Genomic DNA, 25783 nt, shown 5'->3' with positions numbered 1-25783 from the left:
TGAATTAAAATTCATTCTATCCCCGAGATAAATTCCGGGTTATCGTGTTTGAAGTCTTGGGAAACCACCTCATTGAATGGCTTGATTAATCTTCGGATTCAAAGACTGTTTGACTGGGGTTAATCAATGACTCTAATTGAGCTTTTGATAACGATTGAATTGGATAAGCAACTGCAACAATCTCAGAAATTTTAATCAACCAAACTGTGCGTTCGTATGGCTCATCTTCCCAACCTTCTTCTTCAGAGGGAATATACAGATTAACGAGTTCCAAAAAATCTTCATCAAGAGCAGAGGGAATACCAAAAAATCTGCCACAAGATGATACGACCTGCACTTCATTCCCCTGTTGGAGAGCCTCCTCTAGTCGTTGATAGAGAAGATTGGGTTTTGGGTTGACCTTCTGTGAGAAATTGCTCACTGTTTAACTTGCCTCAGATCAGCATATGGAACGACTATCTGTATTATATTACATATATAATACATTTTAAAACTAAAGTCAAGGTTCATTTCTATTATCTCATAAATTTCTTTAAATGTTTCATAATTAATTATAAAGTTTAGACGACCCATTGGGCCGTCTGGGTTGGGTGAAATCAAATCGAGTCGTCGTGACGTGAGGTTAATATTTAGTCTTCATCAAGTGCCGGAAATGCTTCTTCTAACATCCACAATTTATTTTTATTTTCAATAAACCAACTTCGTGTTTCCGGGGTTAACTGTTCCCAAACTTCTGCCATCGGTAAATGAGGAGAAGCATAGCGATATTTCTCTCCTAAAAGTTTAAGATTTTTTTCAACTTCAATCGGAATACCAAATTCTTGCCAATCCGCATTCACAACTCGACCTGTAATTCCTCCACAAGGATCAAAAATGATTTGTGCAACTCGAATCAGATCAGCAAAATGCCTCTGTCTGAGTCCAGTTTGTTCTTGAATGGTTTGAGTTTCGGGGTTACTTTGGGTCATTTTTCTCTATTGTGTGTGGCGTGGTGTCCTCTTTATTTTACAATGCACTTTCCCCCTAAACTCACTTTCTCTTAAGATATTTTTTATAAACTGGATAACTAAGTCAGCATTTTTTCGCTCTATTTTACAGTTTGACAAAAAAAATTGTTTTTGTGTGAATTTTCGTAAATCTAATGTTAATGGATATTCAGAATTTAATGATCAAGATTCTCGCTCAATGGTTCCCGATGTATAGCCTTGATTAACCCATGGCTCCAATGAGCTTGTGACTAAATAATCTAGCATAATTTTAACAAAAGCAACCCAACTTTAAGTTTAACTTAATCTTCGACCGATGCAACTTGAAAAAAAACTTAATATTCACTAGATTTAGGGTTGAACTTGACGACATTCTACTTAAATGATACCGATTCAAATCACTTAATTTTAAGTGAAAAGTCGCCGCTCTCAACCCCAAAGAACTCAATCGCTTAAAACATAGAATTCATCTCAAATACTCTCACCAAAAAAGCAAATCCATCTGCTAATTCTTCAATAATTTTTGCCGTCGGTTTACCCGCACCATGTCCAGCTTTTGTTTCAATCCGAATTAGCACCGGATTATCTCCCAAATGAGCCGCTTGTAAGGCTGCCGCAAACTTAAAACTATGCGCCGGAACTACCCGATCATCATGATCGGCAGTTGTAATTAAAGTTGCCGGATAAGCCGTTTCAGGTTTCAAATTATGCAAGGGAGAATAAGCATAAATTGCCTGAAAATCTTCGGCATTATCTGGTGAACCATAGTCTGAACACCAAGCCCAACCAATCGTAAACTTATGGAAGCGTAACATATCCATCACCCCAACTGCGGGTAAAGCCGCCCCAAACAAATCTGGGCGTTGAGTCATACAAGCCCCCACTAATAAACCGCCATTACTTCCCCCAGAAATCGCTAATTTTTGCGAACAAGTATACTGATTTTCAATCAACCATTCCGCCGCAGCAATGAAGTCATCAAAGACATTTTGCTTGTTGTGTTTTGTACCCGCTTGATGCCATTCTTCTCCATATTCACCACCACCTCGGAGGTTAGGAATTGCATAAACTCCCCCCATTTCTAACCAAGCAATGCGACTAATCGAAAAATTGGGGGTTAAGGAAGCACTAAACCCTCCATAGCCATACAAAATCGTCGGATTATTCCCCTCAAGTGATAAACCTTTTTTGTGAGTAATAAACATGGGAATTTGAGTTCCATCTTTACTTTGATAAAAAATTTGTTGGGTTTCGTAATTTTCGGGGTTAAAATCAACTTCTGGCTGACGATACAGACGGCTTTCTCCTGTTACCATATCATAACGATAAATCGTCGTAGGTGTGGTAAAACTGGTATAGGCATAAAATGTTTCTGTGTCCTGACGTTTACCACGAAATCCTCCTGCTGAACCAATTCCTGGGAGTTCGACTTCTCGCACAAAAGAACCATCCAGATTTAAGATTTTAATTTGAGTGTGAGCATCTTTGAGATAAAAAGCCACAAACTGATGATTGAGAACATTAATTCCTTGGAGAGTTTCTTCAATTTCGGGGATAATTTCAGTTCGTTCTCCACTCTCAATATCGAGGGAAATCACCTTCCCTTTCGGAGCATTCAAGTCCGTTTGAAACCAAAACTTTGTCTCTTGATAATCAAGAAAATTATATTCAGCTTCAAATTCGCTGATCAGTTCAATTACAGGTGCATCGGATAGAGTTAAATCTTTGTAAAAAACTAGATTTTTAGGATCAGTTCCTTGCCAAACCGAAATGATCAAATATTTGCCATCTTCTGTGACTGAACCCCCAAAACCCCATTCTTTTTGATCTGAACGTTCGTAGATTAAAAGATCTTCAGATTGAGGTGTACCTAAACGATGATAAAATAACTTTTGATAGTAGTTGCTATCTTCAAGTTTAGTGTTTTCATTAGGTTCGTTGTAACGACTGTAGAAAAAGCCTTTGTGGTCGTGTGTCCAAGACGCTCCCGAAAATTTAACCCACTTTAAATGATCGTCGAGATCTTGTTTGGTATTAACATCTCGAACTTTCCACTCTTGCCAGTCTGAACCCGATGTCGAAATCCCATAAGCCATCAAATTTCCATCTTCACTAATAGAAACCCCAGATAAGGCAACGGTACCATCTTCAGATAACGTATTGGGGTCTAGTAAAACCTCGGGCTGATCTTCTAAATCATCTAAAACATACAATACACTTTGATTTTGCAAACCGTCATTTTTATAATAAAAATAGCGATTTCCCTGTTTATAAGGTGTGCTATATTTAGCAAAATCCCAAAGTTTAGTCAGGCGTTGTTTCAGCTTTTCTCGGGCAGGAATTTGTTGAAGATAAGCAAATGTTATCTCATTTTGGGCTTGAATCCAGGCCTTTGTTTCTTCTGAGTTGGGATCTTCGAGCCAACGATAGGGATCAGCAACCTTTTCCCCATGATAATCATCAACGTGATCCCCTTGGCGAGTGGTCGGATAAGTTAAAGAAGGTTTAGAGTCTAACATAATTTCTGTCTTTATATAACAATTTAGGTTGAGTATTGTTCAAAGAAAAATTAGCGTCGATCTGATTTTTTGGTTCGTTCAGGTATCGCCCCAGGTTGATTATAGGGCATCGGAATATATTGTACAGTCGGACGATTTCCTCGCGGCTGAGGATACAAATCCATCAAATCATAAATTGATTTTGGCAATCCCGGTGTTACAGGTAATCCCAATTCTGCTGCTTCTTCTGCCATAATCGGACAATCATGGGTAATACGACCTGTCGTTAAGGTATGAATCACCCCATCAATGCGGCTAGGATCAATTTTTTGTTGTGGAATATTATCTTCAAGCAAAGTTCTTACAAAGTCTTGAACTTGACGAATTGCTTTCCGAGAAATATCCGCCATAATCAAAGTTTGATCATCAATTTCACTAATCGGTTTATCTTCAAGAACTTTTAAGATACTTGCTGCCGGAAAATTACCTAACTGGGGATCAATCGGGCCTAATACGGCGTTTTCATCCATGACAATCTCATCCGAGGCCAAAGCTAACATCGTCCCTCCACTCATGGCATAATGAGGCACAAACACCGTAACTTTAGCCTGATGACGAATGAGAGCATGAGCAATTTGTTCCGTCGCTAATACCAAACCGCCCGGAGTATGCAGAATTAAATCAATGGGAACATCAGGAGGAGTGAGGCGAATGGCTCTGAGTACCTGTTCTGAGTCCTCGATGCTGATATAACGAGAGAGTGGTATTCCGAACAAGCTAATCGACTCTTGACGATGAATCAGCAGGATGACCCGACTTTTGCGCTTTTGTTCAAATTCTCGAATCGCTTTGATCCGACGGGACTCCATTGAACGTTTCTGAATTACAGGTTGCAAAGAGCTGATCAGCAGAAAAATCCAGAATAGATCGAAAAGACTAAAATTCATAGCAACCCTTGTTTTGGCATCTGATTTCCCATTTTGCCATCCTTTGAGTCTAGGGAATTATAACATCTGTGCTCCTCAATTGTGACAATTTGATCACTTGCACAACCATCCTGATCACTAAATATGGGGTCTGTTACCGTAGGACTCATAACACCCATAACACCCCCTATGTACCGCTCTGGCTTCAGGAGCGGTGTTTTTTTGGCCCAATGTCAGTTGAGTCAACTCCAGAATCCTAAAAATATTGTGACAATTTTTCAACTAGCACAAGCTTGAGACTCAGACCCAGTTCGACTCTGCTACTCTAGTAGCCGTAACACCCATAACACCCCCTATGCACCGCTCTCGCTTCAGGAGCGGTGTTTTTTCTGAGAATTCGTGGCACTTTTGAAAACAGATGCGGTCTGAAAGACTAATCAAGTGAGGCGATGTAGCGATTATTTCTCTGAGAATACCCAGAATTGAGCCAAAACTTATTTATACCCACTATATAACAGATTATTCGAGCATATCAAGTTAATTTGATCATCAATCGCTGGACACCGGAGACAAAAGTCTCAGACTAATCATATTTGCACTGTTCCTCTGGTTATTTTGCTCAAAATGGAGTGTAACTTTATAGAACAGCTTGGGTCTAACAGTCTAACTGTGTTGCTCTTTATTTTCCAAATAGCTAAAGTCTAGTCAGGAGGAAATCACAATGTGGGAAGCTCAAATTTATAGAGTGATTATTCAAGTTGATAAAATTTGGTGTTCTTGCGGTCAGTACCGTCGTGCATTCAGCAATGCAGGCTTGTTGGTGAGTCTGTCGGTCTTGACTGTTGCTTGTAGTGCGGGAACGGCGGAAAATCAAAACCAACAAACTCAGAGCAATCCCCCCTCCCAGGGAACTGTGACGATATTAGGGGCAATGACAGGCCCGCAACAACAAAAGCTAGAAGCTGCACTGACCCCCTTTGTTGAAAAAACGGGGATCGAAGTCATTTATCAGGGAACAGAAGCCTTTAGCACCCTGCTTCCTGTGCGGGTTGAAGCGGGAAATGCGCCCGATATTGCGATGTTTCCTCAACCCGGTTTGATGGCAGACTTTGCTCAAAAAGACTTACTCGTTCCCCTCGAAACCGTCATTGATAGAGAAGATCTCACTCAAGCTTTTTCAGACGACTGGCTGACTTTGGGTACTGTGAATGGCAAAATCTACGGAATTTGGTATAGAGCCTCCGTTAAAAGTTTAGTCTGGTATAATCCTCAAGCCTTTCAAGCCGCCGGATACACCGTCCCGAAAACCTGGAATGAACTGGTCGCTCTCTCCGATCAAATTGTCGCCGATGGCCGTGTTCCTTGGTGTTTGGGAATCCAAAGCGGAGATGCAACTGGATGGGTCGGTACGGATTGGATTGAAGATATTGTCCTGCGAACTTATGGCCCAGAAGTTTATGATCAGTGGGTTCAACACAAAATCCCGTTTAATTCTCCACCGATTAAAGAAGCCTTTGAAAAGTTTGGTCAAATCGCCCTCAATCCTAAATACGTTGTTGGCGGTACCATTGGTATCGTTAACATTCCCTTTGGTTTGTCTCCCAACGGTTTATTTACCGATCCGCCTGAGTGTTATCTACACCGTCAAGCCAGTTTTATTAGTAGTTTTTTCCCGGAAGGTGTGGTACTGGGTCAAAATGTCGATATTTTTCCTTTACCCCCGATTAACGAAGAATTTGGCTTACCTATTTTAGTCGGCGGCGATGTCGTTGCCATGTTCAACGATACACCCCAAGCTCGGCAATTAATGCAATATTTAGCCTCTATTCAACCTCACGAAATTTCGGCGTCAATGGGAGGCTATATTTCTCCCCATCGGGGTGTGAGTTTAGAGGTTTATCCTGATACTGTTACTCGCAAGCAAGCTGAAATTTTATTAAATGCCGATACAATTCGTTTTGATGGCTCCGATATTATGCCGGGAACAGTTGGTACTGGAGCTTTCTGGCTCGGAATTCTTAATTATATTGATGGTCAAGATATCGATAGGGTGTTGGTTGATATTAATAAAAGTTGGCCGAAACAATCGACTGAAAATGAGGCGAACAGATAGAGCTTAATTTGATAATTTTTCATGTTGAACAGTCCTCAAGGGATATTTTTGATAAATTTATCTCAATGGAGTGAGAAGACCCGCGCCATAAATGAAATGTTGGCGACGGGATGAATCGCGACAAAAAAATAACTAATCAGGTCTATCTTGCTCCTCAATGTACTCTTTAAGCCTGTCAACAGTAACCCCTCCACAGCTAGAAATATAATAGCTACTTGACCATACAACTTTCTTGCCCCAGTAAACTTGTTTCAACTCAGACTCAAACTGCTTAGACAATACTCTGCTGGTAGCGGTTTTCATTGAGTTAACTAATTTGCTTAGTTGTTGTTGGGGGAGGTATTGAAAAAGCAGATGTACATGATCGGGTTCCCCATTAAACTCTATCAACTCGCAACCATTTTTCTCTAGGTTCTTGTTCATTACAACTTCTATGGTCGTCAACATTTCATCTGTGAACACTTTTTTCCGATATTTAGAGACTAGCACCAAATGAGCTTTGATGTCTGAAATTGCTCTAGCCGATACTTTTACACTCATATTGTCAATCGACTCCATTTGCGTTATACTATCAACAGTTTATCGCTCAGGGTTAATGTTTACCTCTCTAAAAATCAGATTATATCCAAACTCAGAACAGTGCATTCAACTCTCGCGCATAGTTTGGTTGTGCTAGATTTGTGTATAATCGATTTTTAGCGGAGTGGAACAAGGCTTATGAGAAAACGGGTAAAGGATTGAGTTACACAAAATGCGCTAATCAATTACCCACTCTCAAGCAAGAATTACCTTGGTTGGCTGAAGTTGCCAGTCAAGTTTTACAGCAATCGCTTAAAAACTTAGACACAGCTTTCAAAAACTTTTTCAGAGGAACAGGTAAACACCCAAGATTCAAGTCAAAACACAGAAAACAATCTGTAACCTATCCGCAAGGTTTCAAGGTAAATGGTAGTTCTGTTAAACTTCCAAAGCTAGGCGAAGTTAAGGCTAAAGTTCACCGACAAATCAAAGGCAAGGTTAAATCTGTCACGGTTTCGATGACTTCTTCAGGCAAGTATTTTGCTTCACTCAGGATTGAGTTGCTTGGAGAATTACCGGAACAATCAACAAAGGGAAAAGTTATCGGGATTGACTTGGGCTTAGATGCTCTGATTGTTACGAGCGATGGAGAAAAGATTAAACCTGCCCTATTCTATCGAAAGTATGAAAAGAAGTTAGCAAAATACCAAAAGCGTTTGTCTCGCAAAACCAAAGGTTCTGCTAATCGGAATAAGGCGAGATTAAAAGTAGCCAAAATTCACGGCAAGATTGCAAATTGTCGATTAGATTCTCATCACAAGCTTTCACGCAAGATTGTCAACGAAAACCAAGTTCTCGTGTTTGAGAACCTAAATATAAAAGGCTTGACTCGCAATCATTGTTTGGCGAAATCAATTAATGATGCTGCTTGGGGGATGCTGCAAACTCTAACCGAATACAAAGCTAAAGAGCAAGGAAAAGTAGTTGAGTTTGCAGACCGATTTTTTCCCAGTTCAAAAACCTGTAATCACTGTGGGTATCGAATGAAATCAATGCCCTTAAAAATCAGGACTTGGGAATGCCCTAACTGCGGAACGTTGCACGATAGAGATATTAATGCAGCAAGAAATTTGCGTGACTATTTTTTAGCGCCAGGAAGTGGCGTACTAGCCTGTGGAGACGATGTAAGACCAAAGCCGGAACCTATTTCTGGCAGAGGCAATTGTCAATGAAGCAGGAAGCCTGCGCCATAAATGAAATGTTGGCGACAGGTACTTCACCCCTGATGACTACAGCGTTTTGCAACTCTATATTCAATCTCAGCATCCTGTTGCTGGCCAATTGTTGCTGGCCAATCCCAAGCCGATCATTGTCCATCTCAACTTCTCCCAACCGATAGCTTATGTTGTCGAGTTGGGTCGATTAGATCAGCTTAATTTTTTATTAAGCGTTTTTTATTAAGCCCAGCTTTACAAAGAAACGGTATTACATTTATATTATTAATATAACTTAACATAACTTAATTTGTTTTTAACATGGTAGCTTCAATTACAGGCACAATCTTTAGCGATCTTAATTCTGACGGAGTTCAGGATTCACAAGAAGCGGGATTAAATGGTGTTCAAATTCAATTACTTGATTCGAGTGGCAACATCGTAGCAACAGACACTACAGATACCTCTGGGGGTTACGAATTCTCAAATTTAGCCCCGGATTCCTATATAGTTCGCCAAGTGGGTCAGCCAAGCTTTGTACAAACTTCGCCGACTTTTGCTACAGAGACAATAGAAATTGAGCCTGATGTCACGGACGATTTCCAATCTGGTGTCAATATTGTTAACATTGCCCCGACCGATTTCAACGAGATTGTCAAAACTAGCTACGATGGTCAGGGAGCGATAGAAATTGAAAATAAAGGCACCAGTTTTGAAGTGGTCTATGGAGCAGGAAACAATAACTTTGTTAGTCTCAACGGAGAACAGTTTGAGCTAGTTAATATTCATTTTCATGCAGAAAGCGAACACGCTGTAAATGGCGAGCTTTCCGATCTAGAAATGCACATCGTACATAGCAACGAAACTGGAGGACTGACAGTCCTTGGCGTATTAATTGAAGAGGGCGAATTCAACCCAACATTAGCCCCCCTTTTCGATACTGTAAACTCACAGCTAGCAACAAACGGACAACTGCCAGACAGCGTAGAATTTAGCCAATCACTTGAGATTACCGAGTTGTTACCAGACAAGTCGGGATGGTTTTATAATGGTTCGTTGACGACTCCACCATTTAGCGAAAATGTTAATTGGTTTGTTTTTGAAGAACCTATCGAAGTCTCCTCAGAACAAATCGAGATCTACCAAGATTTTTTAGCAAGTGCTAATGTAGAATCTAATAATCGCGATTTACAACCTGTTAATGGAAGGCAGTTTAACGAAGTTAATTACCAGATACAGATAACAGGCGATGAGTCCATTACCGATCTCAATTTTGGAAAGACTCCTGTCTATCAGATTTTCGGCACTCTAAGCAATGACACTATTTCAGGCAGTGAATACTTTGATTTGATTTTCGCTGGCCGGGGTGAAGATGAACTTTTTGGACTTGAAGGTAATGATACTATGCACGGCGGTCAAGGTGATGATCTTCTAAACGGTGGTTTAGGAAACGATGTTTTATTTGGTGATTTAGGTGATGATATTTTCGTCCTAGCTACTGGAGAAGGAGCAGATACCATTGCTGATTTTAATAATGGAAATGACTTAATTGGTTTGTCAGGAGGTTTAACATTTAGCGATCTTTCTTTCGCGGGTAACAGTATTCTTGTTGATAGCACTAAAGAAATTTTAGCCACGCTCACAGGAGTAGATACAACGACTCTTACTTCGTCTAATTTTGTTTCTGTTTAGAGACTACGAATCCCTAAACAAAAATTATGACAGGTTAACTTGAGAATATAAGGGCATATAGCCGCTCATGTTGACTCTAGCGCTACGCGCATACATTAGGACAATTAAAAAAGGCAGCGTCTACCCATTCTCTGACCGTCTTTAATTCCTTTAATCTCTTCTTAAAAACTTTGGCGGGAACGTCCGGTATAAACGCCTGGGGTCTCCCCAGGCGACACAGACTCCGGAAACCGACACCGCCACGGCAGTTGCTCTACTTGGGGAGACCCCAAGACCGCACTGCCTCAACTTTTCGCTGTTTCATCCATGTCTTTAAACAGCCCACCACTTTTCAATCTTGTTCAAATCTGGAGAGTATGAGAGCAAGTACCAAATTTCGCATCCGGCGTCTTCAATAATTTCTTTAATATACTCTCCTTGATGAAAGCTGGCACGATCAACAATAATAATGTCTCCCGGTTCGAGTTGAGGAATCAGACAATTCTTTAACGCAGGGTACGAGTGACTCTCATGCACGGGTCTTCCTATTTTTCATAACAAAAATCAGAACCAATCTAAACTTATCAAAAAGATTGGATAGATGTTAACTCCCAATTTTTAATAAATTGTTACACAATAGAAAGAATGTCCGATGTCTTCATCGCACCAACGGCTTGGTCGGACATCCAGTTGAGTCTTCCGAGGAATCGATATTTTGAACGTTTTTTCAACTCTCGAACCCAAGCGACGCCGCAGCCTATTACTTCTGTTTATTGCAGGTTTGTGTTTTTGGTCAAGCACCAGCAGTCTACTCCCCACCTTACCCCTGTACATTCAGGCCCTCGGTGGCACGAACCAACAAGTCGGTTTGGTCATGGGGGCGTTTGCCATCGGACTTTTACCCTCCCGGTTTGGACTCGGCCCCCTTGCCGATGCCAAAAGTCGCAAACTCGTTTTGTTCATCGGGACAACCGCCGTCATGTTCGCCCCCCTGGGCTACCTTTTAGCCACTTCCATTCCGACAATGGCGGTCATTCGGGCGTTTCACGGGATCAGTATCGCCGCCTTTACCATCGGTTACAGCGCCTTGGTCGCCGATATTTCGCCCGTAAACCGCCGGGGCGAGGTGATCGGTTATATGAGTCTCGTTACCCCCGTCGGTATGGCAATTGGCCCGGCTTTTGGGGGGTTCGTACAGGCGTGGATGGGCTATAAATTTCTATTTTTGTCCGCCGCCACCTTTGGACTTCTGGCCGGACTCGGCATTTCTCAAGTTTGGGAACCGACCCGCCCCAAACCCCCATTAGAAAATATGGCCTTCACCCCCTCAACGCCCAAACTTCGCCTCAACAAACTCTTTCACTACTTCAAATTGATGGGAAGTCCCCCCCTGCGAACTCCCGCTTTTGTCATGGCAATTGTCGGCTTAATTTTTGGCAGCTTGGTGAGTTTTTTGCCGCTTTATATTGCCGCGTCAAACTTGGAATTAAATGCCGGATTATTTTATTCTACCGCAGCGATCGCCAGTTTTAGCTCCCGTATATTTGTCGGTCGGGCTTCAGACCGATACGGTCGGGGTATCTTTATCACCATCGCTTTGGTTTTCTATCTGGTCTCCATGCTGCTTTTGGGAACGGCCGATAACATCCCCGAAATTCTATTTGCCGCCGCCATAGAAGGGTCGGCTGCCGGAATTCTCATTCCCACCGTTATCACCCTGGTAACAGACCGCTGTTCGCCCGATGAACGGGGTCGATTTTTCTCCCTTTGTGTTGGGGGATTTGATATCGGAATTGCACTGGCTGGCCCTCTATTTGGCTGGGTCGCCGAACAAGTTGGTTACTCGAATATGTATCTTTTAGATGCCGGGTTAGCCCTACTCGGTTTAATCATATTTATCACCCAGTCTAGCCGCAATATTCCCGACTCCATTAAATTTGCACTCGGAAAAGCAGAAGATATTTATATATTCAAAAGCTAATCCTAAAGTTAAATTAACCTGACTAATTTCTCGGATAACCTGACAGGCTGTGAAATCCGAAAATAAATGGTTCGGTTACACTCACTAAACTCTCATCCTTAGTCTTCTATACTAGCAAATAGATAGAAAGTTTAGAGAAAGTCATAAAGGAAAAATAACATGAATAATCAATCTCAATTTACTCAACACGGGTTCAACTCTGACGCTCGTGATCAGAATGTTCTCTCCGAGTATATTCAATCTCTCGATGCCGAATCCATCACTCAACTGTCTAAGCCGAATTCTGAAGTTCGTCAATTGATGGAATCTCATCTAAACGGCATATTAGGGAACTTACCCCCCCAACATTTTGATGTCTCTATTACCACCAGTCGTGAAAATTTAGGACAACTCTTAGCCGCAGCGATGTTAAATGGTTATTTCTTGCATAGTGCTTCTCAACGCATGAATTTAGAACACTCTTTGCCGACGTCACTCCATCATCAAGATCAGTCCTCAGAAGCTAAAGACAATCACTAATTTACAGCCAGCTTAAACGCTTGTCAAAATAACGGTCTGGGGTGCAAAATGCGCCCTCTATTTTTTTAGATGGTGATCACATCTGATTTTTAGAGTTCGGAAAAGTCGATAATAAAGGTTCGCCAAACCGAACTGCTCAAAAAACAGATTATCGATAACCTAGTAGGTAGGAAATAAATAAACCGATTGTAGAATGAGTTTGCGAAAGTCTCCATTCAATCCAACCTGATTAAACGGTCAAATTTTAAGATAATTTAGCGAAGTATAACCGCTCGCAAAAATCATCGAGTTCTCTAAAATCCACTCGATAGAGCCAGATTATAACGTTATCTATCGCTAATACAAACTTTAACTAAAAGAAGAAATTTAGGAGAAATTAACATGGCAAAAGTAGTCGGAATAGACCTTGGAACCACCAACTCTTGTGTCGCCGTATTAGAAGGCGGAAAACCTACCGTTATCGCCAACGCAGAAGGCGGACGCACCACACCCTCCGTTGTTGCTTACACCAAAACAGGTGAACGTTTAGTCGGACAAATTGCTAAACGTCAAGCCGTAATGAATCCCGAAAATACCTTTTATTCAGTTAAACGGTTTATCGGACGCAAACACGCAGAAATTACCAACGAAGCTAAAGAAGTTTCTTACGGAGTATTATCGGATAACAACAGTAACGTTAAACTCGATTGTCCGTTATCTAAAAAACAATTTGCACCGGAAGAAATTTCCGCCCAAGTTATTCGTAAACTGGTTGAAGATGCCAGTAAATATCTCGGCGAAACAGTTACCCAAGCGGTTGTCACTGTTCCTGCTTATTTTAACGACTCCCAACGTCAAGCGACTAAAGACGCAGGAAAAATCGCCGGAATTGAAATTTTGCGGATTATTAACGAACCCACCGCAGCAGCCCTCGCCTATGGATTAGATAAGAAAGAAAACGAAACTATTCTCGTTTTTGACTTAGGGGGAGGAACGTTTGACGTTTCTATTCTCGAAGTCGGTGATGGTGTGTTTGAAGTCTTAGCAACTTCGGGAGATACTCACCTGGGTGGTGACGATTTTGATAAAAAAATTGTCGATTGGCTAGCAGAAGAATTTAAACGGAACGAAGGCTTTGATTTACGCAAAGATAAACAAGCTTTGCAACGGTTAACGGAAGCCGCAGAAAAAGCTAAAATTGAACTCTCCAGCGCGACACAAACTGACATTAACCTTCCTTTTATTACGGCAACTCAAGACGGCCCTAAACACCTTGATATTACCTTAACTCGGGCGAAGTTTGAGGAAATGTGTTCCGATTTACTAGACCGTTGTCGGGTTCCTGTAGAACAAGCACTAAAAGATGCAAATTTGAGTGCATCTAATCTGAGTGAAGTTGTTCTGGTTGGGGGTTCAACTCGGATTCCAGCAGTACAAGAATTAGTTCATCGCATCTGTGGAAAACAACCGTCTCAAGGTGTTAATCCCGATGAAGTTGTTGCCGTTGGTGCCGCGATTCAAGCGGGAGTTTTAGGCGGAGAAATTCGAGATGTTGTGTTGTTAGATGTGACACCTCTTTCTTTAGGGGTAGAAACCTTGGGTGGTGTGATGACTAAACTCATTCCTCGCAACACCACAATTCCAGTTAAGAAGTCAGAAACATTCTCGACTGCCCAAGACGGACAAACAAGCGTTGATGTTCATGTCTTGCAAGGCGAACGAGAAATGGCATCTAACAATAAAAGTTTGGGAAATTTCCGCTTAGATGGTATTCCAACTGCGCCTCGGGGAATGCCGCAAATTGAGGTGACGTTTGATATCGATGCAAATGGGATTTTATCGGTTTCTGCCCAAGATAAAGCCAGTGGTAAGCAACAATCGATTACCATTCAAGGGGCTTCTACTTTGAATGAAACTGAAGTAGAACGTATGGTTAAAGATGCGGAAGCAAACGCCGAAACTGACCATCAGCGACGAGAACAAGTTGATACTAAAAATATGGCTGAGTCGTTGACTTATCAAGCGGAAAAACAGCTTAAAGATTTTGCTGATAAAGTCTCTGAAGCGGATAAAAATCAGGTAGAAAGTTTGATTACCTCCTTGCGTGAGGCGATTAATCAGGATAATTTTGAACAAATGAAATCTCTCACCAATGACCTACAACAAGCATTAATGCAGATAGGAAGTGCAGTTTATAGTCAAGCCAATGGTGCTGCTAGTAATGGTGCGACGGCAAACGACACCACGAGTACCTCTAATACGGCTTCCCCTGCTAGTGATGATGTCATTGATGCGGATTTTGTAGAAACGAAGTAATCGGTTTTCTCTCAACCTTTCGGTAGAATTTGGGGTGGGCTTTGCTCACCTCTTTTTCTGTTATTAGATAGATGTTTTTTTGAAGATGAACACTTCTATTTTGATCTAATTTTTGAATAGATATTCAATATTTTCGATCTTGAATCCCCCCGAAGTCAGTTTTTTGGATTGGGGGTATTTTTGTGTTATTGTATGTTTAATAAACTTTTTATATTTTCCTTAACAAATCTTGACAAAATGCCACACAGAATGTAAATTAAGGCGTTAACCTGCGCTCAATTGGGTGAGGGGGGCTTACTCTATCACTCATATTTCTAGCGAAATCCCCTGATTCTGTTTAAGCTTCTCTGTATAGCTGAGAATAGGGGTTTGGTTCATTTTGAGATCAATTTCCGTTCTTCAATTTTTGAGGGGAGAAGATAAAAAGAATGGCATTTGAATATTAATTATTGAAAAGGTCATAATGAAAAAACGATTTTCAGCCAGTGTTTTGATACTTTCTATTCTCGGTAATTTTGGGATTATACCGAGTGTAGATGCGACGGAAAATAATTTAATTGTTGAACTGGATGGTTTAAAAAATCAAACAGGTCAAGTCTGTCTCAGTCTATTTTCAAGTAGTCAAGGCTTTCCTGACAACAAAGAGAATGCTTTGCAAACTCAATGTATTCAGCTTGGAAAAAAAAATCCAAAAATCAGGTTTGAAAACTTAATTCCGGGAAATTATGCGGTTGCTGTTTTCCACGACGCGAATAGTGATCAAACTCTAAACCTCAACAGTTTGGGGATTCCCACCGAAGGCTTTGGTTTTTCTCGCAACCCCACTATTCTTGCTGGCCCTCCTCAGTTTAATGATACTGCTGTTGTGGTCGCTCAGGTACAAAATAATATTCAGATTAAGTTACAATATCTGTGGAATTTTAACAAATAAGCCAAAAAGCTAGGGGTTATTGCTTTTACCTCTAGCTTTGTCTTTGAGTTGGGGTTGAATATGAGATTTGACAAAAATGAAGTGATCCCCTTATTGATGATTAAATCAAGAAATATCGGGTCGCTCACTGTTTTGTTAAAATAGTTTTTTCTGAGGGAAATGGGAGGGAAAATATTAGGTAGGAACGGAGAGAGAGGGATTCGAACCCTCGGATAGGCCTTACGTACCTATCAACAGATTAGCAATCTGCCGCTTTCGACCACTCAGCCACCTCTCCAAGTGTGACATCTTCGTATGATAGCAAATTATTTTAGGCGTGTCTAGATCCTTTAAATAGATTTTTAGGGCAGTCCCAGAGTTTGAGAGCAAGGGGCCTGCATTATTCAACAATACAACTGATGTTCTAATTGCTCAAGAGTTCGCTGTTGATCGCTATTTCCACGTAATAATTTCCAAACGTTTAACCCAGACTGATTAACAGATTTCTGATCGCTGGTTTGGCTTAAACCCATAACTCCTTCTATTTCCATAATTATTGCTCGATAAGCATCCAAGCCAGATAACTGACTCATGCCTTGTTCTTGTGTTCCTAATGCACTCACTGCTTGCCAATTTCCTCCGACTGTAGTGTTGGTTGTTTCTGGGTTCAAAATTGTAGAAATTCCAAGTTTATTTTTGTCGGCACTGGTGATTTGACTCACCCGAGTAATTGCAATTCTAGCTGCGGTTTCTATAAATGTTTTTGAGTCTTTGACCATCGGCATTCCACTTAACAGTCCTAACCCTCCTCTAGAGACTGAATGATAAGCCGTTTCCGTCAACATTCCCGGCTTAATTTCCATGACATTGACTCGATAATTCTCATTAAATTCCTGACCCTTTCCAGAGGTTTTTAGTGCTTGATTCATCGCTTCTATCGCCTGATAAGATTCACTACAATCATCCAACTCAAACTCATCATTGAGTTCAAACTCTCGCTGACGGATCAGTTTATAAGTCATCGTACAAATTAGAGGTAAATTTGCTTTTTCCACCCAAGCATCAAACGCCTCTAATGTTCTCAAATCTACAATTTCTTGATCATTTCTGAGTTGTAAATAAACCGCTAAAAAACGAGGTCGATCAGACTGAACAATCTGTTGATTGACATCAATCTCATTCACCATAATCCAATCAATCGTCATCACTCGTGTAATCGCACTTGCTCTTAAATAATATTTTTTTAATTCCGGTTTTAAATTAGAATAGAGAATCAGGGCATCAAGCTGATCCAAAGCTTTGAACTCAGGAACCGCTTCTCCACTCCTCAAATATTGATAAGTTGAACGAATCCGTTTTTGTTCTTCCGTCTCAAGTTGAGAAGCCGTTAATAGTTTCTGCACACAATCTTCTAACCTAAGTAAACGAGAATTATGACTGGCAATTGTATAACGTTGACCAATTTCTGAATATATTTTCGAGGAAAAAACTAAATAATCTAGCAAATTTAACGCCGCATAATCTTCTGTCGGCAAAGCCAATATTATCCGGTTATAGGCTTCTAAACACCGAACTTTTGTCCGATCATAAACGGGAGCTTGAACAATTAAATTATTGATTTTGCGATCAATATTAAAAACAGGATTCAATAATGTATGTAATACTAAAAAGGCATCTTGTCCGTCTAAACCACATCCTTTCAATCGCAAAGTAGAACCTTCTTTGGGGTTAGGCGGAATTTTAACCGTGTAGCTTTTACCTGTTTTCAACGTCACGGTTTGAGTTCCACCAAAACTTGCGGTTTGAGATCTGATAAAAGTATGATAAAGTTCATCTAAACTCCAATCATGTAATGGAGTTGATTCGGCACTTTCTTCTGATTCTGAATATATATTTTCTACCCAGTTTTGAGTTTGTTTTTTCGCAGACTCCACTGAACCCGTTGCCGTCTCCATCACCTTTTTTCCGGCTTCGGAAGCATTATTACTAATCGTTTCACCCATTTCTGTGGCTTTTTGTTTAGCAGCATCGGTGGCTTTTTTTGTCATCTTTTTACTCGTTTCTGAGGCTTGATGACCGATTGACTTCCCTAAACCTGATGCTTTTTTGCCCACAGAATCCCAGAAAGATTTCTGCTGATCACTCATATTTTACCTCCCTCAGTCACACAACAACTAGATTAATAAATTGACCTAAAACAATAATCTCAACAGCAAAGGAGCTGCTTGTTGTAACGTTCCTAAAAATCCCCCACCATTATTGTCAGGTTTCTCAGGATTTTGCTGATATTCTAAAATTTGAACCAATTGAGTAGAAATTTCTTTACCCTCATTTGATCCTAGAGTTTCATACAATTTTTGAGCAGATCGGGCATCTTCGATCGCACCCACTAAGTCTCCTAAATCCGCTTTAGCCATACTACGACCAAAAAAAGCCGCCGCTAAATCGGGCTTCAAACGAATGGCTTGACTATAAAAATCAATCGCATTCACATAGTTTCCTTCTTTAGCCTCTTGAACGCCCCAAAAGTAATAATCTTCTGCTTTTCCCGTATTGGTTGGCATTCCGATAACACCCACCAATTGAGCATCTTTAATATTACTTTCGCTGAGAACTGCATTCATTAAATAAGCCCCACGCAGATCGGTGCCGTTGAGATTGGCTCTCGCTAAATTAGCACCCGTTAAATTGGCGCCATGTAAACTAGCTCCAGTCAGGTTCGCCCCGGCGAGATTCGCCCCCGTCAAGTTGGCGCGACTGAGATTAGCCCCTGTCAGGTTCGCCCCTTGTAGATCAGCACCCACTAAATCGGCTAAAACCAAACCCACACCCGCAAGATTACAATTTGGACATTGTTTGCTGGACAAAAGCTGACGAATTGTTTCTATGTTTTCCGCTCGGGTAGGTTGAACGAGAGTTACTACACTCAATACCATCACGGTAGCAAGAATTCTGAAGTTCATAGGACAGAATAATGTAAAGCTACTGTCGTCATCTTAAATTATTCAGGAGAGAATTGTGAATTGTGCTTATTCCCCATTGGGTTGACCTTCAACGATGATGAGTTCCACACCAAAGACTTCTGCAAAGGCCTTTTGAACTTGCGATCGCACTTCTTCGAGGGCAACAGTAGGTATAAACTCGATTAAACGACCAACTGCGCGATCAGAAATTCCACAAGGGACAATGTGTTCAAATCCCTCTAAGTCTGGACAGACATTAATCGCAAAACCGTGCATTGTGATCCAACGACTGACTTTTATCCCGATAGCAGCAACTTTTTTGTCAGCGATCCAAACTCCCGTTAAGCCTGCGATCCGATCGCCTTTCACCCCATAAACCGCCAAAACCCGAATAATCACTTCTTCTAGCTGTCGGAGATACCAGTGCAGATCTTGTTGATGACGTCGTAAGTTGAGAATGGGATAGCCGACTAACTGACCTGGACAGTGATAGGTGACTTCGCCGCCCCGTTCGACTCGGTAAAGTTCGGCATTCTGAGAATTGGGGTTAAATTTTATGAATTTTGGATCGGCTCCTTGTCCTAGCGTATAGACCGGGGGATGTTCTAGTAATAAAAGTACATCATCGGACTCCGGATGCTGTTTATGCCGTTGTACAAGCGATTTTTGCCACTGCCAAGCAATCTGGTAAGGGACTAATCCTAAGTGATAAACTTGACATCGAGGAGGATGGGGATCAAGCAAAACAGACATTTTGTAGATGATGTATATGTTAATATCATAAGTAGACGAACTCAATACATAGAGGATTAAAAAGTTAGGAGGGTAGTAGAAATCTCCTCAAAAATCAAGTTGAAGTTAACATAACTTTACCCTGAAAGTATCAAGAATTGTCAAGGGATGCAACAGATTTTAAAGGGATAATCTATCCTCAATCCAAAGTGTTAAGGTGAGTTTATGCCCACATTATGAGCGGGAGGAAGCTTTATGAAGCTTGTGGTCCAGGGTAAAAATCTTGAAATAACTGAAGCGATTCACGAATATGTGCATCAAAAAATTACTAAGGCTGTTAACCACTATCAGCAGCTTACGAACGAAGTGGATGTTCACTTATCAATTGCTCGTAATCCTCGGATAAATCCAAAGCAAACCGCCGAAGTCACAATTTACGCAAATGGAACTGTGATTCGCGCCCAAGAAAGTAGTGAAAATCTGTATGCGAGTATTGACCTCGTTGCGGATAAGATCGCTCGTCAACTTCGCAAATTCAAAGACAAACGGCAAGGAAAACATCTTCATTCACCTAAACTCGCGGAAGTGGTAGAAAACCAACCGGTGATCGAAGATCTGATTGGCGATCGCCAACCGGAACTTCCCCCAGAGGTGGTACGCACCAAATACTTTGCCATGCCCCCGATGAGCCTTCAAGATGCCCTGGAACAATTGCAACTGATCGATCACGATTTTTACGTGTTTTGCAATGCCGACACCGGAGAACTAAACGTCATTTATAAACGTGTTCATCATGGAGGATACGGTTTAATCCAACCCCGCAACAATAACGGTCACACCAACGGAAAAGCAACTCATAGCAGCCAGGTTCTCCCACAAGAGTCTTCTGTATAGCTATCGGTTCTAGTTCTAAATTTGGGGGTTTGACGTTTGTCAAGCCCTCAAAACATAATATTTAATATTTTTGTAGAGATGTTATCAGTAACGTCTCTCTTTTGTAAAAATAAAATTTTTTTTAATTCTTCATATTTATAACTCTCCTCAACAAAATCAGAAGGGTAAATCATCTTCATCTTCTAAACTGATGTCTTGAGGTTCTAACGCTTGTTTGGCTTGTTTAATTCTCTCAAACAACGAACCTTGTGAATGCCTTTTGGGGTTTAATAAATTTAGATTGTATTTTGCCTTCAGTGTGTCTCGAACCGATGCCGGAGTGTGTTCGGTTGGCCCCTGCAAGTCTGCTGCTGTCATGACTGGAAGCCGTGAACCCAACTTTTCAACAGTTATATCAGGAAGTCGAACCAGGAAATATTCTCGTCTGCGTCTAATCATTTCCGCCCGATTGTCAATTTCTGTCAAAACACCGATAATTTGACTGAGATGATGGGAAGACATTGCCACCTGAACTTCAATATCATCAAGAGGAATTCCCAAACTTTCGGCTTGAGATAAAACATCAGCAGGAATATGATCTAAACTGGGCGGGTTGATCACCGCTTTTAAGTTCGCTAAAGTTTGCTGTAATAGCACTTCGACTTCGGCGATCAGTTGTGGTGTAATGCGTTCAGGCGGTAATGTGTTTACGAGAGATTTGAGTTGATCCGTTGCAGTTTGAGACAAATCAATTGCTGTTTCTAGCGGGTTATTTTCCATCATCGTTTTATCCTTCCAGATTTTCTAACTCCTGCGTAGACTGCCATCCGGGTTCCCAGAGGCTACGATCTTTAAGTTGTTTGGCGTTTAACCAAAAGCGAACATCAGGATCACAAGACGCAACCATTTCGGCAAATACCCATTTGCCATCGTTTTTACGGTTAACAACCTGAAAATGTCGCCAACCCCAGGTTTTTTGAGTGGCTGTCCATTTGGAACCGACGAGATACGGAAATTTTTGCTTTTTTGGCATTCTTCAGTCGTTAGCTTGCCTTCTTCTTGACTATTTTGACAGATTCCCGTCTTCTGGAAAATCTCAAAAACTCGGTAACTTTTGCAAAACCCGTTTTTATTCCCTACAGTTTTCTAGATTATCCAACTCGATTATCCAACTCAATGTTCCGAAAAGTTCTTTCTGTGGTTAGAAGTCTCGTCAAATCAAAGCCGTTATACTGTTGAACGAGCAGTGTTCACGCAAGAAGCGATCACTTCTATCAAGCGTTGTGCAGTTAAATACCAGGCAATATTAGTCGATGTGCCGATCAACTAAACCCAGTCAAAAGAATGAACATGAACCGACAAAAGGGAAAATTGCGATCGCTATATACAACTGTTGAAGGTTTATCAATACACGCCCGAATATCAGCAGAAATCCCCCCAAAAGATGCGCCTGTACTCATTTTAGTGCCGGGTGCAGGGCTTTCGGGTCGTTACATGATTCCCACTGCCGAACAACTCGTACCAGATTATCAAGTATATGTGCCAGATTTACCGGGTTACGGCGAAAGCGACAAACCCTCACCGCCCTTAAATTTATCCGAGTTAGCTGATATCCTCTGTAAATGGATGGACGCAGTGGGCATTGAACAGGCCACAATGTTGGGAAACTCCCTCGGCTGTCAAATTATCGTCGAGTTTGCGGTGCGTCACCCTAACCGCCTCGAACGAGCGATCTTACAAGGGCCAACAGTTGATCGCCACGCCCGTACATTTTACCAACAGCTTTGGTGTTTAATCCTCGATGCACCCAACGAAGCGCCCTCACAAGCTGTTATTCAAATTGAAGATTACTGGAAAGCGGGTTTTGCACGGGTTCTTCATACCTTTGAAATGGCGTTATCAGATGCGATGGAGGAAAAACTACCTCACGTCAACGTTCCCACGCTGGTTGTCCGGGGTGAAAAAGACACGTTGGTATCTCCCCAATGGGCTGAGGAAATCGTTAATCTTTTACCGAATAGCCAATTCGTCGAAATTGCAGACGGAGGACACACGCTCAATTATAAGATGCCAGAAGCTGTCGCCCGAGTCACACGAGCCTTTATTAACGGTACCGGACCCCATCTCAGCAAAAATCAGGAGTTAACCCGATGAAAGCACCTTCCACCAATCCTGTTGTAAGTTCTATTCTTGCTCAAAATGGCTTTACTCCCCCTTATATTGCTGACTTTGACTCCGCTACGGGTATGCTAAGAGCAACGAGCGCCTATCTGCGAGGAGAAGATTTTCCCGGAATGGGTGTGGTGCCTTCTGCGTTTGAACCGATCACCGATCTAATCACCAAGTTACCGCGATCGCTGCAAGAACAGATATATATTGCTGGAAGTGCAGGAGAGGCGATCGCTCCCGAACAGTTAGAAGACGTCCGAGCCGAAGTTGTCGCCCAGTGGATGGTTAATCAATATCCCCAACGTTCCTATCCGGCTGTGGCAATTGGTTCGTCCTGTGGTGCTTTGGTTAACCTCTGTGCGGCGTTGGGTATTCCCTGGCTCCCCCAGACGTTTCTGATTCCGGTTAAGCATGGTGGCGAGATTGATATTGATGAACCGAAACAGGCTTTAAATTGGGGCCGAGAGCGATCACAGGCTTTACTGGAAAATAATCCAGAACTTATATTGCACCAAATGCACGATCCCTGTCAAGATCGGTTAACGAGTCAGGGAATGGCTTATTTTCGGGTGAAACGGTTGGGTTTGGGGGAAACCTACGAACGCTTTTTACAGAAGACTTTACCCCCAGGCGGGACAATTTTTTTGGTCGAATGTCAGCGAACTTGGCCGACGACGAAAGTTAGCGATCGCCATATTTTTCAGTTTGGAGCGTTGGGGGGAGCAACATCGGAAGAATTTCTTCACGGGAGCAAGCGAGTCGAAGACTATCTCGAACGGTACAACTCCCATCGCCGCAAGTGGGACGCACCCCAACCCGATGGAGAACGACCCGAGGCAGAATGGGGGTTTGAAGCCGACCTACGTCACGATGTCGAACGGTTTGCCCAAGAACGAGGATATCATGTTCGGCGAATTATTTTTACTGAACCGGAAGATTTGAGTCCTTTTGTGGCGGAACTCTACCGTTGGTGGTACAAACAGCGTCAAATTGTCACCAATTGTTTGCTGGTAGAATCTTTTCTATTAACAGAACCGATGTGGACGTTAAAAACGGGTTCGGTGCCGTTTTGGATGAAGTTTAATAAGCAACCTTCTCTCGACGCACTCGAAAATTATTTAGACAATACTGATCCCTACGATGAAATTTACCTGATGTTATTTTCTCATGGTGTTAATTCTGTAGGTTTACCCTCTATCGAACGTTGGCGTCAAGTCTTTCAGAAAGCCAAAATACAGGGTAATTTTGTCGGTGTAGATGAGGAGAAATATCCGAGACATTTTGCTTCGATGATCCGTTATCATACAGATCTCAAGCGTTTAATTTCCGCTCGTTATCCCCTGCCAAGTTCGTTGACCTTAGAACAGCTTGAGCAGTTTATCGACCAAGAAAATGGGAATTTCCGAGTCAAGTTTACTTAGGTTATTAGACTTTTAGGGTAGATCAGACAATAAAATTAATAATCACAACATTAACTTTTCGCTCTGGATGTCCTCTACTCTAAAAATAATTAATCCCGATGAGGGATTGACAAAATAACTTTTCTTTTATTTTAATCAGTTTCTACCTATAGGTACAGGACAAAAGCTTGCCATCTCAGGTTTACTATAAAGGTGATTCAGTGACAATCGCACTTAACCCCTAGAGTTAAAAATATTCATGCCTGAAGCTATTATTTTTGATTTAGATGGAACCCTAGTTGATTCAGTCCATTTTCATGCTGAAGCTTGGGTGAAAGCGTTTGAACAGTATGGTTATCATGCTGATTTTGATAAGGTTAGACAACAAATTGGTAAAGGTGGAGAGTATATTCTCCCCGAGTTCATATCTCAAGAAGAAATAGATAAAGACGGCTCTAAAATTAGCGATTATCGCAAACAATACTATCAGAAAAATTTGCTCGGTCAAGTCAAGCCATTTCCCAAAGTTCGAGAACTCTTAGAACGAGTAAAAGCAGATGGAAATCAGATCGTTTTAGCATCTTCTGCTCGTCCTAAAACTGTAGAACATTATCAAGAACTTCTCGGGATCAAAGATTTAATTAATGGGGTAACATCAAGAGGAGACGTTGAACAGGCTAAACCCCATCCTGATATTTTTATCGCCGCACTTAATCATTTTGAAAACGTCAGTAAAGAATCAGTTATTGTGGTGGGTGATAGTCCCTACGACGCGCAAGCTGCCGAGAAAATTTCCTTATCAACTGTTGGGGTTTTATGCGGGGGATTTTCTGAAGACGTTTTAAAAGAAGCGGGTTGTATTGCTATTTATAAAGATCCGGCTGATTTACTTGATCATTATGAGGAATCTCCGCTGAGTTCTTGATGTTTTAAATCACTGTAAATTGCTTCAAATCAAATAACTTTAAATAAACAGGAGGTGAGTACATTGGGAAAAGTTGGATTAGTATTAGGAAGTGGCGGTGCGCGTGGTTGGGCGCATATTGGTGTAATTCGTGCTTTAGAAGAAGCGGAGATTAAAGTTGATTATTTATCAGGGGCGAGTATTGGTGCTTTAGTTGGGGCGATTTACGGTGTAGAAGCCTTAAGTAAATTAGAAGATTTTGCCAGTGAGGTTGATGTTGATTATCTATTATCTTTGTTGGATATTTCGTTTCCGAATCTAGGATTGATTGATGGTGAAAAAGTTGTTGGCTTTATTAGTCAATTTCTGTCGGATCAGAACATTGAGGAGGTCAAGATTCCTTTTCGATGTGTAGCGACGAACTTTTTGTTAAAAAAAGAGATTGTTTTTGACTCGGGTTCCTTGATTGATGCGGTGAGGGCGAGTATTTCAATTCCGGGAATTTTTAGACCTTTTAAACGCGAAGAAGTTTACTTAGTCGATGGGGGTATTGTTAATCCCGTTCCCGTGAGTGTGGTTAAAGATATGGGTGCTGAGATTATTATTGCAGTTAACCTCAACAGTGATTCAGATGCAGAGGAAGCTGATTCTGATGGTTATCCCTATATCTCCCAAAGCGATATCAGCAGTGAAAAAATAGACGAAGAATCAAAGGAACGTCAGGAGAAAGAACAGCAAGAAAGTGGAATTGTTCAAAATCTCACGGGTCGATACGATGCACTGAAACAGATTTTACCTAACGATATTGACGACTGGATACCTGATCCTAAAACGGGTTTAAATATATTTGATGTGATTGGAAATTCAATTAATGTGATGGAACAACAAGTGACTGAGATTAAGCTACAAATTGACAAACCGGATTTACTAATTGAACCGAATTTAATGGATTTTGGGATTTTTGATTTTCATCAAGCTAAACCCATTATGCAAAAAGGATATGATGCTGCAAAAGCAAAGATTCCTGAGATTCAAAAGGTACTAGATGAATCATCAGAGGCTTCCAATTAAAAGATGATCAAAATTATCGGTTTCACCCTAACCTTAACT

22 protein-coding genes, 1 tRNA gene and 1 pseudogene are annotated in these 25783 nt (G+C 41.4%); 12 read left to right on the top strand and 12 right to left on the bottom strand.

Annotation, left to right across the window (positions count from 1 at the left end):
* Positions 1-85: 85 nt before the first annotated feature.
* From M595_RS11750 to M595_RS11735, 4 genes are all read right to left on the bottom strand, one after another.
* A complete protein-coding gene (locus tag M595_RS11750) occupies positions 86-421 on the bottom strand; it encodes a hypothetical protein (RefSeq protein ID WP_009783543.1) in 336 nt (111 codons plus the stop codon).
* Positions 422-629: 208 nt separating this feature from the next.
* Positions 630-968, bottom strand: a complete 339-nt coding sequence (locus M595_RS11745) for a hypothetical protein (RefSeq protein ID WP_023066386.1) — start codon at positions 966-968, stop codon at positions 630-632.
* 470 nt (positions 969-1438) lie between these two features.
* Complete coding sequence (locus M595_RS11740; RefSeq protein WP_023066445.1) at positions 1439-3505, bottom strand: prolyl oligopeptidase family serine peptidase; 2067 nt, start codon at positions 3503-3505, stop codon at positions 1439-1441.
* 50 nt (positions 3506-3555) lie between these two features.
* Positions 3556-4431 (bottom strand): SDH family Clp fold serine proteinase, encoded by an 876-nt coding sequence (locus M595_RS11735; RefSeq protein ID WP_040483981.1) that lies wholly within the window; start codon positions 4429-4431, stop codon positions 3556-3558.
* 700 nt (positions 4432-5131) lie between these two features.
* On the opposite strand from M595_RS11735, the gene M595_RS11730 reads away from it, so the two are divergent.
* Complete coding sequence (locus M595_RS11730) at positions 5132-6523, top strand: ABC transporter substrate-binding protein (protein ID WP_152983565.1); 1392 nt, start codon at positions 5132-5134, stop codon at positions 6521-6523.
* A gap of 132 nt (positions 6524-6655) precedes the next feature.
* Here M595_RS11730 and tnpA read toward each other — a convergent pair whose 3' ends face one another.
* Positions 6656-7063: an IS200/IS605 family transposase gene (gene tnpA / locus M595_RS11725; RefSeq protein WP_023066447.1), complete on the bottom strand. Its 408-nt coding sequence runs from the start codon at positions 7061-7063 to the stop codon at positions 6656-6658.
* 140 nt (positions 7064-7203) lie between these two features.
* Between tnpA and M595_RS11720 the strand changes: the two genes are divergently transcribed.
* Together M595_RS11720 and M595_RS32290 are read left to right on the top strand one after the other, a co-directional pair.
* A complete protein-coding gene (locus tag M595_RS11720; protein WP_023066448.1) occupies positions 7204-8274 on the top strand; it encodes an RNA-guided endonuclease InsQ/TnpB family protein in 1071 nt (356 codons plus the stop codon).
* A 303-nt stretch (positions 8275-8577) separates the two neighbouring features.
* Positions 8578-9948: a carbonic anhydrase family protein gene (locus tag M595_RS32290; RefSeq protein ID WP_023066395.1), complete on the top strand. Its 1371-nt coding sequence runs from the start codon at positions 8578-8580 to the stop codon at positions 9946-9948.
* Between the two features lie 292 nt (positions 9949-10240).
* Here the strand turns inward: M595_RS32290 and M595_RS11710 are convergent.
* Positions 10241-10437 (bottom strand): annotated as a pseudogene (locus M595_RS11710) (transposase); the annotation flags it as partial.
* 205 nt (positions 10438-10642) lie between these two features.
* Here M595_RS11710 and M595_RS11705 point away from each other — a divergent pair.
* From M595_RS11705 to M595_RS11690, 4 genes are all read left to right on the top strand, one after another.
* The gene (locus M595_RS11705) at positions 10643-11908 is read left to right on the top strand and encodes an MFS transporter (RefSeq protein ID WP_023066415.1); all 1266 of its coding nucleotides are present in this window, start codon (positions 10643-10645) and stop codon (positions 11906-11908) included.
* A gap of 159 nt (positions 11909-12067) precedes the next feature.
* Positions 12068-12427, top strand: a complete 360-nt coding sequence (locus tag M595_RS11700; RefSeq protein WP_023066370.1) for a DUF760 domain-containing protein — start codon at positions 12068-12070, stop codon at positions 12425-12427.
* A 381-nt stretch (positions 12428-12808) separates the two neighbouring features.
* Positions 12809-14722, top strand: coding sequence for a molecular chaperone DnaK (gene dnaK / locus M595_RS11695; RefSeq protein ID WP_023066409.1), 1914 nt, complete (start codon positions 12809-12811; stop codon positions 14720-14722).
* 463 nt (positions 14723-15185) lie between these two features.
* Positions 15186-15653: a DUF2141 domain-containing protein gene (locus tag M595_RS11690; RefSeq protein ID WP_023066384.1), complete on the top strand. Its 468-nt coding sequence runs from the start codon at positions 15186-15188 to the stop codon at positions 15651-15653.
* A gap of 185 nt (positions 15654-15838) precedes the next feature.
* Here M595_RS11690 and M595_RS11685 read toward each other — a convergent pair.
* The 4 genes from M595_RS11685 to lipB all read right to left on the bottom strand — a co-directional run bounded on the left by M595_RS11685 (position 15839) and on the right by lipB (position 19348).
* Positions 15839-15930 (bottom strand) — tRNA-Ser (locus tag M595_RS11685).
* A 106-nt stretch (positions 15931-16036) separates the two neighbouring features.
* Positions 16037-17779: a hypothetical protein gene (locus tag M595_RS11680; protein ID WP_023066438.1), complete on the bottom strand. Its 1743-nt coding sequence runs from the start codon at positions 17777-17779 to the stop codon at positions 16037-16039.
* A 45-nt stretch (positions 17780-17824) separates the two neighbouring features.
* Positions 17825-18595, bottom strand: a complete 771-nt coding sequence (locus tag M595_RS11675) for a pentapeptide repeat-containing protein (protein ID WP_040483980.1) — start codon at positions 18593-18595, stop codon at positions 17825-17827.
* Positions 18596-18661: 66 nt separating this feature from the next.
* Positions 18662-19348, bottom strand: coding sequence for a lipoyl(octanoyl) transferase LipB (lipB, locus tag M595_RS11670; RefSeq protein WP_023066429.1), 687 nt, complete (start codon positions 19346-19348; stop codon positions 18662-18664).
* A 234-nt stretch (positions 19349-19582) separates the two neighbouring features.
* On the opposite strand from lipB, the gene hpf reads away from it, so the two are divergent.
* Entirely contained in the window at positions 19583-20221 is a 639-nt protein-coding gene (gene hpf, locus M595_RS11665) for a ribosome hibernation-promoting factor, HPF/YfiA family (RefSeq protein WP_023066427.1), read from the top strand.
* Between the two features lie 156 nt (positions 20222-20377).
* On the opposite strand, the gene M595_RS11660 is transcribed toward hpf, so the two are convergent.
* The gene (locus M595_RS11660; RefSeq protein ID WP_023066435.1) at positions 20378-20983 is read right to left on the bottom strand and encodes a hypothetical protein; all 606 of its coding nucleotides are present in this window, start codon (positions 20981-20983) and stop codon (positions 20378-20380) included.
* A 4-nt stretch (positions 20984-20987) separates the two neighbouring features.
* Positions 20988-21233 (bottom strand): TIGR02450 family Trp-rich protein, encoded by a 246-nt coding sequence (locus M595_RS11655; protein WP_023066426.1) that lies wholly within the window; start codon positions 21231-21233, stop codon positions 20988-20990.
* A gap of 317 nt (positions 21234-21550) precedes the next feature.
* Between M595_RS11655 and M595_RS11650 the strand changes: the two genes are divergently transcribed.
* The 4 genes from M595_RS11650 to M595_RS11635 all read left to right on the top strand — a co-directional run bounded on the left by M595_RS11650 (position 21551) and on the right by M595_RS11635 (position 25744).
* Positions 21551-22354 carry an alpha/beta fold hydrolase gene (locus M595_RS11650; RefSeq protein ID WP_023066405.1) on the top strand — a complete coding sequence of 268 codons (804 nt, stop codon included), beginning with the start codon at positions 21551-21553 and terminating at the stop codon, positions 22352-22354.
* Positions 22351-23790: a thioredoxin domain-containing protein gene (locus tag M595_RS11645; RefSeq protein WP_023066410.1), complete on the top strand. Its 1440-nt coding sequence runs from the start codon at positions 22351-22353 to the stop codon at positions 23788-23790. The genes M595_RS11650 and M595_RS11645 overlap by 4 nt, the downstream gene beginning before the upstream one ends.
* 238 nt (positions 23791-24028) lie before the next feature.
* Entirely contained in the window at positions 24029-24694 is a 666-nt protein-coding gene (locus M595_RS11640; RefSeq protein ID WP_023066443.1) for an HAD family hydrolase, read from the top strand.
* A gap of 63 nt (positions 24695-24757) precedes the next feature.
* Positions 24758-25744 (top strand): patatin-like phospholipase family protein, encoded by a 987-nt coding sequence (locus tag M595_RS11635; RefSeq protein WP_023066368.1) that lies wholly within the window; start codon positions 24758-24760, stop codon positions 25742-25744.
* Positions 25745-25783 lie beyond the last annotated feature (39 nt).

The organism is Lyngbya aestuarii BL J (genome assembly GCF_000478195.2).
GTDB lineage: Bacteria > Cyanobacteriota > Cyanobacteriia > Cyanobacteriales > Microcoleaceae > Capilliphycus > Capilliphycus aestuarii.
This window is presented reverse-complemented; position numbering and strand designations above follow the sequence as displayed.